13 protein-coding genes are annotated in these 14,019 nt (G+C 39.1%); 8 read left to right on the top strand and 5 right to left on the bottom strand.

Features of this window, described 5'->3' with window-relative positions:
• Positions 1 to 23: 23 nt before the first annotated feature.
• The 4 genes from era (at position 24) to GM698_RS09290 (ending at position 4,952) form a co-directional block, all read left to right on the top strand.
• On the top strand, positions 24 to 932 hold the full coding sequence (gene era, locus GM698_RS09275) for a GTPase Era (protein WP_176808656.1): 909 nt from the start codon (positions 24 to 26) through the stop codon (positions 930 to 932).
• A 436-nt stretch (positions 933 to 1,368) separates the two neighbouring features.
• Positions 1,369 to 2,091, top strand: a complete 723-nt coding sequence (gene recO / locus GM698_RS09280) for a DNA repair protein RecO (RefSeq protein ID WP_006250642.1) — start codon at positions 1,369 to 1,371, stop codon at positions 2,089 to 2,091.
• A gap of 76 nt (positions 2,092 to 2,167) precedes the next feature.
• Positions 2,168 to 3,403, top strand: coding sequence for an ATP-dependent RNA helicase RhlB (gene rhlB, locus GM698_RS09285; RefSeq protein ID WP_209289324.1), 1,236 nt, complete (start codon positions 2,168 to 2,170; stop codon positions 3,401 to 3,403).
• A gap of 58 nt (positions 3,404 to 3,461) precedes the next feature.
• The gene (locus GM698_RS09290; protein ID WP_209289325.1) at positions 3,462 to 4,952 is read left to right on the top strand and encodes a helicase HerA-like C-terminal domain-containing protein; all 1,491 of its coding nucleotides are present in this window, start codon (positions 3,462 to 3,464) and stop codon (positions 4,950 to 4,952) included.
• A gap of 60 nt (positions 4,953 to 5,012) precedes the next feature.
• Here the strand turns inward: GM698_RS09290 and GM698_RS09295 are convergent, their stop codons facing one another.
• The 4 genes from GM698_RS09295 to GM698_RS09310 form a co-directional block, all read right to left on the bottom strand.
• Positions 5,013 to 5,639, bottom strand: a complete 627-nt coding sequence (locus GM698_RS09295) for a DsbA family protein (RefSeq protein WP_209289326.1) — start codon at positions 5,637 to 5,639, stop codon at positions 5,013 to 5,015.
• A 13-nt stretch (positions 5,640 to 5,652) separates the two neighbouring features.
• Positions 5,653 to 6,663 carry an ABC transporter ATP-binding protein gene (locus tag GM698_RS09300; protein ID WP_176808652.1) on the bottom strand — a complete coding sequence of 337 codons (1,011 nt, stop codon included), beginning with the start codon at positions 6,661 to 6,663 and terminating at the stop codon, positions 5,653 to 5,655.
• A 9-nt stretch (positions 6,664 to 6,672) separates the two neighbouring features.
• Positions 6,673 to 8,319 carry an iron ABC transporter permease gene (locus tag GM698_RS09305; protein ID WP_176808651.1) on the bottom strand — a complete coding sequence of 549 codons (1,647 nt, stop codon included), beginning with the start codon at positions 8,317 to 8,319 and terminating at the stop codon, positions 6,673 to 6,675.
• A 121-nt stretch (positions 8,320 to 8,440) separates the two neighbouring features.
• The gene (locus GM698_RS09310; RefSeq protein ID WP_209289327.1) at positions 8,441 to 9,469 is read right to left on the bottom strand and encodes a Fe(3+) ABC transporter substrate-binding protein; all 1,029 of its coding nucleotides are present in this window, start codon (positions 9,467 to 9,469) and stop codon (positions 8,441 to 8,443) included.
• A gap of 377 nt (positions 9,470 to 9,846) precedes the next feature.
• Between GM698_RS09310 and rpsB the strand changes: the two genes are divergently transcribed.
• From rpsB to frr, 4 genes are all read left to right on the top strand, one after another.
• Positions 9,847 to 10,566: a 30S ribosomal protein S2 gene (gene rpsB, locus GM698_RS09315; protein WP_176808649.1), complete on the top strand. Its 720-nt coding sequence runs from the start codon at positions 9,847 to 9,849 to the stop codon at positions 10,564 to 10,566.
• A 135-nt stretch (positions 10,567 to 10,701) separates the two neighbouring features.
• On the top strand, positions 10,702 to 11,553 hold the full coding sequence (tsf, locus tag GM698_RS09320) for a translation elongation factor Ts (protein ID WP_176808648.1): 852 nt from the start codon (positions 10,702 to 10,704) through the stop codon (positions 11,551 to 11,553).
• A gap of 352 nt (positions 11,554 to 11,905) precedes the next feature.
• Entirely contained in the window at positions 11,906 to 12,622 is a 717-nt protein-coding gene (pyrH, locus tag GM698_RS09325) for a UMP kinase (RefSeq protein WP_159630287.1), read from the top strand.
• 51 nt (positions 12,623 to 12,673) lie between these two features.
• On the top strand, positions 12,674 to 13,231 hold the full coding sequence (gene frr, locus GM698_RS09330; protein WP_159630285.1) for a ribosome recycling factor: 558 nt from the start codon (positions 12,674 to 12,676) through the stop codon (positions 13,229 to 13,231).
• Between the two features lie 71 nt (positions 13,232 to 13,302).
• On the opposite strand, the gene GM698_RS09335 is transcribed toward frr, so the two are convergent.
• Complete coding sequence (locus GM698_RS09335; RefSeq protein WP_159630283.1) at positions 13,303 to 13,986, bottom strand: 2,3-diphosphoglycerate-dependent phosphoglycerate mutase; 684 nt, start codon at positions 13,984 to 13,986, stop codon at positions 13,303 to 13,305.
• Between the last annotated feature and the right edge of the window lie 33 nt (positions 13,987 to 14,019).

Raw genomic sequence — 14,019 nt, forward strand, 5'->3', positions numbered from 1 at the left:
GTTATAAATAAAAGGAATACAAAATGACAGAACAAACAGCCAAAACCTACTGCGGTTTTATTGCGATTGTTGGTCGCCCAAATGTAGGGAAATCAACATTATTAAATAAGATTTTAGGACAAAAAATTTCCATTACCTCACGCAAAGCTCAAACGACTCGCCATCGTATTGTTGGCATTCACACTGAAGATCAATACCAAGCGATTTATGTAGATACCCCGGGCTTACACATAGAAGAAAAACGTGCGATTAATCGTTTAATGAACCGTGCAGCAAGTTCTGCTATTGGCGATGTAGATCTCATCATCTTTGTTGTGGAAGGCACAAAATGGACAGAAGATGATGAAATGGTGTTAAACAAATTGCGTTCGGCAAAAGCCCCTGTTTTATTGGCAATCAATAAAATTGATAACATCAAGGAAAAAGAAGAACTTCTGCCGCATATTACCGAGCTTTCACAAAAATTTGATTTTGCTGAAATTCTGCCAATTTCGGCACAACGGGGTAAAAATGTGCATATTTTACAGAAATTTGTGCGTCAATCACTGCGTCAAGGTGAGCACCACTTTCCTGAAGAGTATGTGACAGACCGCTCTCAACGCTTTATGGCATCAGAAATTATTCGTGAAAAACTAATGCGTTTTACAGGTGAAGAGTTACCTTATTCGGTAACGGTAGAAATCGAACAATTTAAAATGAATGAGCGTGGGGTGTATGAAATCAATGGCTTGATTTTAGTAGAACGAGATGGTCAGAAAAAAATGGTTATTGGTGCGGGGGGGCAAAAAATCAAAACCATCGGCATTGAAGCTCGAAAAGATATGGAACGCCTATTTGACAACCAAGTGCACCTTGAGCTTTGGGTGAAAGTAAAAGCTGGTTGGGCGGATGATGAAAGAGCATTGAGAAGTTTAGGGTATATGGATGAGTAGTTTTTTTGTCACTTTTCTTTACTTGTGCAAAGAAAAGTAACCAAAAGAAAGCACACCCTGCTTCGTTGCTATCCTCACTTGGTTGAAATTTTCTTAACGAAAAATAACCCTGATGTTCGCTTCGCTCTCGCTCGGGTTATTTTCCTAAAAATTTCAAGTCGTTCGGGCAACTCAGAAGGGAACCGATCCGACCATACAAGCGGTGATTTTTTTGAAAAATTTTGCAAAATGATGCTCTGCCGAGTTCCCTTCTGAACCGCCTGAGCGACTTTGAATTTGTAGGAAAAATTCCTTGTTTGAGCAGCGAAGCGGCGAGTTTGGAATTTTTTCGTTAAGCAAATTCAAACCAAGCGAAGACAGCGGTGAAGTAGGGTCGCCTTTCTTTGGTTACTTTCTTTGGCGAAGCAAAGAAAGTGACATATAGTCGGGATTAATTATGACCACAGATCAATGGCAACGAGCCTTTGTACTCCATCGCAGAGAATACAGCGAAAGCAGTTTATTAGTGGAGTTTTTTACCGAACATCACGGGCGGATTACTTTACTTGCTAAAGGTGCAAGGCGGGCTCGCTCGCCGTTGAAAGCCGTGCTTCAGCCTTTTACACCCTTGTTAGTGCGTTGGTCTGGCAAGGGTGATTTAAAAACACTCACAAAGGCAGAGCCTGCTGCTCTTACTTTACCAATGGAAACGGCTGCACTTTATAGCGGTTTTTATATCAATGAGGTGCTTGCAAGAGTGTTAGAAAATCAGACCGCTTACCCTGAATTATTTCAACATTATTTGCGTTGTATGACGGAGCTGGCTACTCAACACCAAATTGAGCCGATTTTGCGTACTTTTGAATTTCATACATTAAAAGCATTAGGCTATGGCGTAGATTTTACCCATTGTACGGCAACAGGTTTGCCAATTGATCCGAAAATGAGTTACCAATTTAGAGAAAGTGAAGGCTTTATTGCCTCATTATTACAAAATAACAATAGCTTTTTAGGCTGTGATTTATTGGCGTTTGCTCAATTAGATTTTTCAGAAAAACAAACACAACAAGCTGCCAAACGATTTACCCGAATTGCATTGAAGCCTTATTTAGGTTCTCAGCCACTAAAAAGCCGAGAACTTTTTCAATCTATCTTGCCTAATAAAGTGAAAAGCGGTTAGTTTTGTTAAATTTTTTTGCAAATTTTAATTAAAATATAACCGCTTGTAGCAATAACAAATATCTCAAGGAAATATTATGTCAAATCATCTTACCGAACACCGTTTTATTGACTTCCCCATTCACACAAATGTACTCAATGCGTTGAATAGTAAAGGCTTCGAGTACTGTACACCTATCCAAGCAAAAACTTTCCCGATTACGCTTAACGGAAATGATATTGCAGGACAGGCTCAAACAGGCACAGGTAAAACGCTTGCTTTTTTAATTGCCACGTTCAACCATTTATTAAATAACGAAATTGAGACAGCAAAAAATCAGCCAAGAGCATTAATTCTTGCACCAACTCGTGAGCTGGCGGTACAAATCGGGGCAGATGCACAGCTTTTTTTACCACATTGCGATCTTAAACTTGCCCTTGCTTATGGTGGAGATGGTTACGACAAGCAAATACAAGCCATAGAAAAAGGGGTAGATATTTTAGTTGGAACCACAGGGCGTGTGATCGATTATGTTAAGCAAGGGATTATTCATTTAGATAAAATCCAAGTGATTGTGCTAGATGAAGCTGATCGTATGTTTGATCTCGGTTTTATTAAAGATATTCGTTATTTAATGAGAAAAGCTCCCGTGCCTACTGAGCGTTTAACGTTGCTCTTTTCAGCAACTTTATCCGCTAAAGTACGTGAGCTTGCTTATGAAGATATGGATAATGCTGAATATATTGAGATTGAACCGCTACAACGTACAGGGCATCGTATAAAAGAAGAGTTATTTTATCCGTCTAATGAAGACAAAATGGCACTTTTATTGACGTTATTGGAGGAAGAATGGCCAGACCGCTGTATGATTTTTGCCAATACTAAGCATAAATGTGAGGAAATTTGGCAATATTTAGCAGCCGATGGTCATCGGATTGGAATGCTAACAGGTGATATTCCACAGAAAAAACGCCTATCTCTGTTAGATAATTTTACCAAAGGTAATTTAGATATTTTAGTCGTGACTGATGTGGCAGCACGTGGATTACATATTCCAGATGTTACGCATGTGTTTAATTATGATTTGCCCGATGATAAAGAGGATTATGTTCATCGTATTGGTAGAACGGGTCGGGCAGGGGAGAGCGGCCATTCAATTAGTTTTGCTTGCGAGCGTTATGCGGTTAATTTGCCTGCAATTGAAGAGTATATTGGGCATCAGATTCCAGTGAGTCAATACGACAAGGAATCCTTACTGACTTTACCGAAAGTGAACCGCTCAAGAAGTAAAAAAACGTTCTTGGCAAAAACGAAAAAGAATAGCCGTAATTAAGTGATAAATTTTTATATGATGAGAACAAAAAATTAATTTACCTTTAAGAGAATGAAAGATGAGTTTGTATCAAATTGCTCAAACAGAAACAGGCAAAGTTATTTCGCTTAATGCCAAAATGGCAAATCGGCACGGTTTAATTGCTGGGGCTACGGGTACAGGTAAAACGGTTACTTTACGCAAATTGGCAGAATCTTTGAGTGATGATGGCGTGCCAGTATTTTTAGTAGATGTAAAAGGTGATCTTTCGGGCTTGGTACAAGCGGGTAATTTTTCAGGAAAAATTGCAGAACGCATTTTACAGTTTAATTTAGGGGGAGAAGATTACTTAAAGGGCTATCCAGTTTCGTTTTGGGACGTATTTGGTACATCGGGTATCCCACTTCGAACCACTATTTCCGAAATGGGACCGATGTTACTTTCTCGTTTACTCAATTTAAACGATACCCAAGAAGGCTTGTTAAATCTCGTTTTTCGTGTGGCAGATGACAGAGGTTTATTGCTAATTGATTTAAAAGATTTGCGTGCGTTGCTTAAATTTGTCGCAGATAATGCGAAAGAATTCCAACTGGAATATGGGCATATTTCTGCAGCAAGCGTCGGAGCTATTCAGCGTGCGTTATTAAGGCTTGAAAATGAAGGGGCAGATAATTTATTTGGTGAGCCCGCATTAGATTTGCACGATTGGATCCAAACCCGTAATGGGCGTGGTGTAATCAATATGTTGAATGCAGAAAAATTAATTAACTCACCAAGAGTGTACAGTGCATTCCTGCTTTGGTTTATGGCAGAGCTCTTTGAGAATTTGCCAGAAGTTGGCGACCCTGAAAAACCGACGTTTGTTTTATTCTTTGATGAAGCTCATTTATTGTTTGACGATGCCCCTAAGGCATTGGTGGATAAAATTGAACAGGTGGTTCGTTTAATTCGCTCAAAAGGGGTGGGTGTTTATTTTGTTACGCAAAATCCGCTGGACATACCTGATTCAGTATTAGGGCAGCTTGGCAATCGTATCCAACACGCTTTGCGTGCTTTCACGCCACGTGATCAAAAAGCGGTAAAATCAGCAGCGGAAACCTTCCGAGCCAATAAAGATGTGGATGTGGTGGAGGCCATCACCCAGCTAGGTGTGGGGCAGGCTTTGGTTTCGGTGCTAGATGAAAAAGGGATGCCAACTCCGGTGGAAATTGCCTATATCTATCCGCCAAAAAGCCAATTAGCACCATTAGCGACGGGCGAGCGTGATGCTATAGTGAAACAAGATGAGTTATATCATCACTACAGCCAATATGTGAATAATCAATCTGCCTTTGAATTACTCAATGCGAAAGCAGAAGCGATTAAAGCTGAGCAAGTCGCTGCGAAAGAGGCAAATAATGATTTCTTTGGCGGTATTCTTTCTTCGATTTTTGGCTCGAAGAAGAAAAAAGATCAATCTATTACTGAACAAGTGGTGAGCCAAGTGGCACATTCAGTTGGTAGAAATTTACGCAACCAAGTAACCAAGCAAATTATGCGTGGCATTTTAGGGGCGATCACAAAAAAATAAATTGCAAATGTTAAGAAGAATTAGACCGCTTGTAATGAATACAAGCGGTCTTTTTTTAGATTATTTTTGCAATGCTTGTTTGATAGCATCTAGCAACACCTTTGGCGGTTGAGCTCCTGACACACCGAGTTTTTCATTGATCACAAAAAACGGTACGCTGTGAATGCCATATTTGTGAGCGACTCGCTCATCTTCACGGACTTCGTGCCCGAAATCATCACCTGTGAGCAGTTGAGCGACTTCATCACGCTCTAAGCCAATGTCTAAGGCTAAACTGATAAGCTCTGTGCGTTTAGCTAGAATAGTGTTATCGGTAAAATAGGCTTTGAATAAACGTTCAACCATTGCTTCGCCTAAGTCTTTACTTTCCGCAAATTTTGCCAAGCGATGAGCCTCAAAGGTGCGAGTGTATTGTGTGGTGCGGTAGCGTAAATCTAGCCCGGCTTGTTTTCCAGCTTCCTCCACATAGTTAATCATTTCATCAGCCTGTTCAGCCGTTTTTTGATATTTCTGCATTAAGCGTTGCTGAATATCACCTTCTGGTTCACCATTTGCGTGTGGGTCAAGCTCAAAGGCTCGGAAAATCACTTCAACCTCACCCTCAAATTGAGCTAAGGCTTGCTCTAAATGGCGTTTGCCGATGTAACAAAACGGGCAGGCAAAGTCTGACCAAACTTCAATTTTCATATTCTCTCTCTGTTTAAAATAGGATAAATTCTCTCACTTGGAAGCCAACTTCCACTTGTTCGCCAATTTTCAGCTCTTGGGATTGGTAAGTTACAATCTCAATGCCTTTAATTTCAACTTGATAGCGGTAGTATAAGCCTAAAAACAGTTTGCCTACCACTTTACCTAAGCCTAGCTCATTGGGTTTTAAGATAATCTGTTCTGGGCGAAGAAGCCAGCGGTAACGCCCTTTCTGAACGTCCATTTCAGGGAAGAGTCGGAACTCACCAATCGGGCTACATAGCACTTTATCTTCCGTTACATTACAGTTAAGATAGTTTGTACCACCTAAAAAATCCGCTACAAATGGATTAACTGGAGAATGGTATAGCTCGTTTGGCTTACCAAATTGAATAATTTTCCCTTGATCCATCACCGCAATTTTATCGGCAAATGCAAAGGCTTCTTCTTTGCTATGGGTTACAAAAATAGCGGGCACATTTTGGCTTTTTAAGATTTGCTTGATCTCTTGAATCATTGCATAGCGAGTTTGGCTGTCAATATTGGAAAACGGCTCATCTAACAGTAGCAATTCTGGCTGGCAGGCTAATGCTCGGGCAATAGCGACACGCTGTTGTTGCCCGCCCGAAAGTTCGTGTGGAAAACGGCTTTCAAAGCCTTGTAAATGCACAACTGAAAGCATTTTTTCGGTAATTGCTTTTTGTTGTACTTTTGGCAATTTAGATAAACCAAATTGGATATTTTCTGCCACGGTTAGGTGTGGAAAAAGAGCATAATCTTGGAAAATCAGCCCGATTTTACGTTCTTCTACCGCTTTGCTTTTTAAGCATTGCCCAGCTAAATGAATATCGCCTTGTTCAATTGGTAACAAGCCTGCGATCGCTTTCAGTAAGGTTGTTTTACCGCAGCCGCTTGCACCAAGCAGGCAGATAATTTCATTTTGGTTTACCGCCAGATGGAGATGTTGTAAAACCGTTGTGCTGCCAAAATTAAGATTCAGATTATAGATAGTTAAAACAGACATAAAATTCCTTTATCTTTCCTTTTCAGACTGCGAAATAAGGGATCGGGTAAGCCAAATAACAGGCAGTAAACCGACTAACACCAGTACAATGGCAGGTAATGCTGCACGCTCAAGCTGCTCGTCTGATGTAAAGGTAAACACATAGGTTGCGAGTGTATCAAAATTAAATGGGCGAAGTAGCAGAGAAGCATTTAGCTCTTTCATACTCTCAATAAAGACCATTAATCCTGCAGTTAAAATACCTTTATAAATTAAAGGGATATGAATTTTTACTAACATTGCTGAGCCATTTTTACCAAGCGTTTGGCTTGCCATATCCAATGAAGGTGAAATTTTATTGAGCGAAGTTTCAAGACTTCCGATTGCCATTGCTAAAAATCGGATGGTATAAGCTAATACTAATGCAAAGAGTGAGCCTGAAAAAATCAATCCAACGGGTGATAATTCAAGGCTTTTTAGCCAAGCATGGAGTTGATGATCGGCAAATGTTAAAGGCGAAAGTAAACCGATCGCTAATACTGTGCCAGGAACCGCATAGCCCAGTGAGGCAAGTTGTAATGACAAGCGGTCATTTTTGACTAAAATTTTGCGGGTATTCAAACGTTTAGAAAAATGCAGAAGTAGAGCAATCAGTACCGTTATCACGGAGGCGATGATCGATACTTTCAAACTATTAAGCGAAAATTGGACAAAGTCTAAATTCCACGCTTGCTCGAAATAGTCGTATGCCCAATAGAGCAACCTGCCAAACGGAATGAAAAAGGCTAACGCCAATAAACCCCAGCACCAAGCAAGGGCTAATGCTAATTTCCAACCAGTTAAAAATTTAAAGGCTGATTTCTTTTCATAGCCACGTTGATAGCTTTTTTGTTTACGGCGACTATATTGTTCTAAACTTAAAAACAGGAAAATCATTAGCAACATAAAGATCGCAATCTGGCTGGCAGTACCAAGATCGTGATAGCCTAGCCACGAATCATAAATTGCCGTAGTCAGTGTTGGCACGGCAAAATAGGCCACAGTACCGAAATCGCCAAGCGTTTCCATTGCGACTAATGCGATACCAACTGCGATAGAAGGTCGAATTAATGGTAATGTAATACGGCGAAAAAGTTGAGCAGGAGATGCACCAAGCATTTTTGCACTCTGTGTTAAGTTTTCAGACTGTTCTAATAATGCCACTCGCACTAATAAAAAAATGTATGGATACAGTCCTAACGCAAGCACAAAGCAAGCACCATACAATGTACGAATTTGAGGAAACCAGTAATCTTGTGGATGAGTCCAGCCAAAAATACTACGCAGCCAGCCTTGAAAAGCACCTGAGTAATCTAATAAATCGGTATATAAATAGGCAATTAAATAAGCAGGCATAGCGAGGGGCAAACAAAGTAACCATTGTAAGGTTCTTTGCCCCCAAAAACGGTAATTTGCCACAATCCAAGCGGTAGGTAGAGCAAAAATCAGTGCAAGGAAAACGGTTCCTAATACTAATAAAGTTGAGTTTTTAAGATAGATTGGCAACATTGTTTGCCAAAGGTGAGCAAGGTTTTCATTATCCCCTTGCAATGCGTGATAGCAAATTGCAATAAGAGGAAGCAAAACGATAAAAGTTGTTAGGGCAGCAATACTTTTCCAGCAAAATTGTGATCGCATTTTTCTTTAAGCCTGTTATTCCATAAAAAATAAAAGGACGCAAAATGCGTCCTTTTGCAAGCGGTTGTATTTTAACAAAATTTTGCAAATTTTTGTGGAAAAATGACCGCTTATTGGTTGATTATTTTTTCTCAGAGAAATCGTCAAATTTCACTTCATCAACTAATTTTAATGCGGCTTCGTAATTTTTTGCGATATCTTCAAGTTTGATGGTATCTGATTTGAACGTACCCCAACCTTTTACGATTGCTGATGGCTCGATGCCTTCTTTTACTGGATATTCGTGGTTAAGTTCAGCATATAAACCTTGTGCTTTTTCGCCACTTAGGTATTCAATTAATTTCACCGCGTTTGCTTTATTTGGTGAGTGTTTTGCAATAACTACGCCGCTGATGTTTTTGTGCGTGCCGTGTTCACCACTCGGGAAATTAATAATCGCTGCTTCAGCCCACGATTTTTGTTTCTCATCATCTAACATTTTGCCGTAGTAGTAGCTGTTACCGATAGAGTAATCACAGATGCCTTCTTTAATTGCTTTTACTTGATCACGGTCACCACCTTGTGGTTTTTGTGCTAAGTTCGCTTTTAAGCCTTCTAAGAATGCTTTGGTTTTTTCAATGCCGTAATGTTCGATCATCGCCGCGAATAGTGAGACATTGTAAGAGTTTTTGCCTGAACGCACGCAGACTTTACCTTTATACTCTGGTTTAGCTAAATCTAGGTAGTCAAAGCCTGCTGGTAATTTACCTACACGATCTTTTGACGTGTAGATAACACGAGCACGTGTGGTTAAACCAAACCATTGGTCGTTAGAGTCACGGAATTGTGCAGGAATATTTTTTTCTAACACTTTAGAGTCAATTTTTTGTGCAAGATCAGCGTTAACAATTTCCATTACGCGTGAAATATCTACTGTTAAAAGCACATCAGCAGGACTTAATTCACCTTCTTGTTTTACACGATCAACCAACCCTTTATCAGCGAAGATGATGTTTACTTTAATGCCAGTATCTTTTTCAAAGTTTTTTAGCATTGGCTCAATTAAGTAAGGCTGGCGGTAAGAATAAACATTCACTTCATTTGCAGCAAGCGTTGAAGTTGATGTAAAAGTGGCTGCAGCAATAGCAAGTGCAGAAAGTGTTTTTTTCATGATTGTCTCCTTCAGACAGGTTTTCATAACAGAATGAAAGACATTCTAAACCTCCCCATTTTTTTAGTCAATAATGAGAACGGTTTTTGTTATTGATTTTTAAATGATGGCTTTTAGCATTTCTTAAAATGATAAGCTCGCAAAATGGAGAAAATATTTGGCAAACTGTTTGTTTTTTGGCATAATACACGCCGTTTTTTGTCTTCGTTAAGATAGAAAACATAAACATTTATTTTTTAACACTAAAACACACACATATTGCAAGCTAGGAATTGGGGTGTCTTTATAAAAAGATCGATTTTCTAGGATATGTGGAGGCTAAACCCCGTCTTGCCTTACATAAGTGGTAAGACAAACAACTTTGAAGGAAAATTCTTATGGCACAAGTTTCTATGCGCGATATGCTTAACGCAGGCGTTCACTATGGTCACCAAACTCGTTATTGGAACCCAAAAATGAAACCATTCATTTTCGGTGCTCGTAATGGTGTTCACGTGATTAACTTAGAAAAAACATTACCTTTATTTAACGAAGCATTAGCGGAATTAACTCGTATTGCCTCTAACAACGGTAAAGTTTTATTCGTAGGTACAAAACGTGCAGCGTCAGAAGCAGTTAAGCTAGCTGCTGTAGATAGCCAACAATTCTACGTTAATCACCGTTGGTTAGGTGGTATGTTGACTAACTGGAAAACAGTTCGTCAATCAATCAAGCGTTTAAAAGATTTAGAAACTCAAACTCAAGACGGTACTTTTGACAAAATCACTAAAAAAGAAGCGTTAATGCGTACGCGTGAGTTAGAGAAATTAGAGTTAAGCTTAGGCGGCATTAAAGATATGAACGGTTTACCAGATGCAATCTTTGTTATCGGTGCAGACCACGAACATATCGCAATCAAAGAAGCAAATAACTTAGGTATTCCAGTATTTGCGATTGTTGATACTAACTCAACTCCAGATGGCGTTAATTACATCATTCCAGGTAACGATGACGCAACACGTGCAATTCAACTTTACTTAGATTCAGCCGTTGCTGCTATTAAAGAAGGCCGTGGCGTTGAAGCGAAAGAAGTTGCAGCTGAAGAAGCAGCAGAATAATCGTATTAGGCAAACGATAAGGCGTAGCCCTTAATCATTTGATTATCATTTGATTATCATTTGATTATCATTTGAGAGCAGGGGTGAAAGGCTCTGCTTTTATCGTATTAAAAATCATCTTAGAGGAATAGTAAAATGGCTGAAATTACAGCATCATTAGTTAAAGAACTTCGTGAACGTACTGGTGCAGGTATGATGGAATGTAAAAAAGCATTAGTAGAAGCGAACGGTGATATTGAATTAGCGATCGACAATATGCGTAAATCTGGTCAAGCAAAAGCGGCTAAAAAAGCAGGTCGAGTAGCGGCTGAAGGTGTAATCCTTGCGCGTGTTGCATCAGGCTTTGGTGTATTAGTTGAAATGAACTGTGAAACTGACTTCGTTGCAAAAGATGCAGGTTTCTTAGAGCTAGCAAATGAAGTTGCAGATTTTGCGGCAGCGAATAAAGATACAACTATCGAAGCATTGCAAGCACAATTTGAAGAGAAGCGTGCTGCATTAGTTGCAAAAATTGGCGAAAATATGAATATTCGCCGTGTCCAATACTTAGAAGGTGAAGTAATTGCTCAGTACTTACACGGTGCGAAAATTGGTGTATTAGTAGCAGGTACAGGTTCTGAAGATGAACTTAAAAAAGTAGCTATGCACGTTGCTGCAAGCAAACCTGAATTTGTAAACCCAGAAGATGTTTCTGCTGATGTAGTTGCTAAAGAGCGTGAAATCCAAATCGAGATCGCAATGAATTCTGGCAAACCAAAAGAAATTGCAGAGAAAATGGTTGAAGGTCGTATGGCTAAATTCACTGGAGAAGTTTCATTAACTGGTCAGCCGTTTGTAATGGACCCATCAGCTTCTGTAGGTCAATTCTTAAAATCAGTAGGTGCTTCTGTTTCTAACTTTATCCGTTTAGAAGTGGGTGAAGGTATTGAGAAAGTGGAAGAGGATTTCGCAGCAGAAGTCGCTAAAATCACAGGTGGCAATGCTTAATTTTAGTTGAATGATGATATAAAGCAGGCTTATCGCCTGCTTTTTTTCTGTCTGGAATTTACTATTAGATAATCGTATAGGAAAGTTATAAGTGAATAGCAATTTTTTCGAAAAAAAAGTTATAAGTGAATAGCAATTTTTTCGAAAAAAATGACCGCTATACAACAAATTGGCTTATCCAAACTGAAAGTATAATTAATGAGTAGCAGACAGCGTTGCTAGTAAAGCGAATAATGATGCTGAAATTTGTTTTTTCTCATTTTTGTTAAAATTTTTCGGTTTATCGTTGGGTTGGATTGTTCTATAATAGCGTAATTTTGTGTTTACCCGATACAGTTAAGAGGCAAATAAAATGAGCAAACCTATTTACCAACGAATTCTACTCAAATTAAGCGGTGAGGCCTTACAAGGCAATGAAAGCTTTGGTATTGACCCATCTATTTTAGATCGTATGGCGTTAGAAATTAAAGAACTACTTGCAGAAGGCGTGGAAGTTGGTGTTGTACTTGGTGGCGGTAATTTATTTCGTGGAGCGAAGTTAGCAAAAGCAGGTATGAACCGCGTAGTTGGTGATCATATGGGAATGTTAGCAACGGTAATGAATGGTTTGGCAATGCGTGATGCACTGCACCGTGCTGAAGTGAATGCAAAATTAATGTCTGCATTCCAATTAAATGGTATTTGTGACACATACAACTGGTCTGAAGCAATTAAAATGTTGCGTGAAAAACGTGTGGTGATCTTCTCTGCTGGTACAGGTAGCCCATTTTTTACTACCGATTCTGCAGCTTGCTTACGCGGTATTGAAATTGAAGCTGATGTGGTATTAAAAGCCACAAAAGTGGATGGTGTTTATGATAAAGATCCTGCAAAATATGCGGATGCAAAACTTTACAGCCAATTAACGTATGCACAAGTAATTGATGAAGAGTTACAAGTAATGGATTTAGCGGCATTTACTCTTGCACGCGATCATGGAATGCCAATTCGTGTATTCAATATGGGTAAGCCAGGTGCATTGCGTAATGTTGTATTTGGTACAGAAGAAGGCACTACTATTTCTGAATAATTTATTTCTCGGTTTTAAACTCTCTGTTTTAAGTAAAAGGATAAAAAATCAATGATTAATGAAATCAAAAAAGATACACAAGATCGTATGGAAAAAAGCTTAGATGCTTTAAAAGGTCATATTGCAAAAATTCGTACAGGTCGTGCACAACCTTCTTTATTAGACGGTATTCAAGTCGAATATTACGGCTCCGCCACGCCTTTACGCCAAGTTGCTAACGTAGTAGCAGAAGATGCTCGTACATTAGCGGTAAACGTATTTGATAAATCGCTAATTTCTGCGGTCGAAAAAGCCATTTTGACCTCAGATTTAGGTTTAAATCCATCATCTGCGGGCACTACAATACGTGTTCCACTTCCACCATTAACAGAGGAACGCCGTCGAGATTTAATTAAAATCGTAAAATCTGAAGGTGAACAAGGTAAAGTGGCAATCCGCAACGTACGCCGCGATGCTAATGACCAAATCAAAGCGTTACTAAAAGATAAAGAAATCAGCGAAAATGAACAACATAAAGCTGAAGAAGATATCCAAAAAATTACCGATACTTACATAAAAAAAGTAGATGAAGTGCTAGCGGCAAAAGAAAAAGAACTGTTAGATTTCTAATTTGCAAAAAATAGGTAAAAATAAACCGCTTGTAGCAATACAAGCGGTTTATTTTTATAAAAACTTTACTATTATAAGTAACGTTTGCTGATTACTTTTAAGTTATCATCTAACTCATACACTAATGGCTGACCAGTTGGGATTTCTAAATCCATAATGTCCGCATCAGAAATGCCTTCAATGTGTTTTGCTAACGCACGAAGTGAGTTACCGTGTGCGGTAACTAGTACGGTTTTACCTGAAATTAACGCAGGGGCAATTTGATCTTCCCAGAATGGTAATACACGCTCAAGCGTGATTTTCAAGTTTTCTGCGTTTGGAATTAAATCTTTCGGTAAGTTTGCATAACGGCGGTCGTTATGAGCAGAGTTGGGATCTTGTGGGTCTAAATCTGGTGGTGAAATATCGTAAGAACGACGCCAAATATGAACTTGTTCATCGCCATATTTTTCAGCGGTTTCTTTTTTGTCTAAACCTTGTAATGCACCGTAATGACGCTCGTTTAAACGCCAATTCTTGATTTGTGGAACCCATAATTGGCTAGATTCTTCTAATACAATATTACAAGTTTTAATTGCACGGGTTAAAACGGAAGTGAAGGCAATATCAAATTCAAAGCCTGCCTCTTTTAATTTTTGACCAGCAGATTTCGCTTCTTCAATACCACGCTCTGTTAAATTCACATCACGCCAACCAGTAAATAAATTTTTAGCATTCCATTCACTAAAACCGTGGCGGATAAAGACTAATTTCATAACAACTCCTTACATTGAGTAAAATTAATGGGT

This window comes from Mannheimia sp. ZY171111 (assembly GCF_017750945.1).
Classification (GTDB): domain Bacteria; phylum Pseudomonadota; class Gammaproteobacteria; order Enterobacterales; family Pasteurellaceae; genus Mannheimia; species Mannheimia pernigra.

Excerpts from the sequence above, each read along its gene's own strand:
- era (WP_176808656.1), top strand. The coding sequence starts at position 24 with ATGACAGAACAAACAGCCAAAACCTACTGCGGTTTTATTGCGATTGTT.
- tsf (WP_176808648.1), top strand. The coding sequence starts at position 10,702 with ATGGCTGAAATTACAGCATCATTAGTTAAAGAACTTCGTGAACGTACT.
- frr (WP_159630285.1), top strand. The coding sequence starts at position 12,674 with ATGATTAATGAAATCAAAAAAGATACACAAGATCGTATGGAAAAAAGC.
- recO (WP_006250642.1), top strand. The coding sequence starts at position 1,369 with ATGACCACAGATCAATGGCAACGAGCCTTTGTACTCCATCGCAGAGAA.
- GM698_RS09335 (WP_159630283.1), bottom strand. The coding sequence starts at position 13,986 with ATGAAATTAGTCTTTATCCGCCACGGTTTTAGTGAATGGAATGCTAAA.
- GM698_RS09300 (WP_176808652.1), bottom strand. The coding sequence starts at position 6,663 with ATGTCTGTTTTAACTATCTATAATCTGAATCTTAATTTTGGCAGCACA.
- rpsB (WP_176808649.1), top strand. The coding sequence starts at position 9,847 with ATGGCACAAGTTTCTATGCGCGATATGCTTAACGCAGGCGTTCACTAT.
- GM698_RS09305 (WP_176808651.1), bottom strand. The coding sequence starts at position 8,319 with ATGCGATCACAATTTTGCTGGAAAAGTATTGCTGCCCTAACAACTTTT.
- GM698_RS09310 (WP_209289327.1), bottom strand. The coding sequence starts at position 9,469 with ATGAAAAAAACACTTTCTGCACTTGCTATTGCTGCAGCCACTTTTACA.
- GM698_RS09295 (WP_209289326.1), bottom strand. The coding sequence starts at position 5,639 with ATGAAAATTGAAGTTTGGTCAGACTTTGCCTGCCCGTTTTGTTACATC.
- pyrH (WP_159630287.1), top strand. The coding sequence starts at position 11,906 with ATGAGCAAACCTATTTACCAACGAATTCTACTCAAATTAAGCGGTGAG.
- GM698_RS09290 (WP_209289325.1), top strand. The coding sequence starts at position 3,462 with ATGAGTTTGTATCAAATTGCTCAAACAGAAACAGGCAAAGTTATTTCG.
- rhlB (WP_209289324.1), top strand. The coding sequence starts at position 2,168 with ATGTCAAATCATCTTACCGAACACCGTTTTATTGACTTCCCCATTCAC.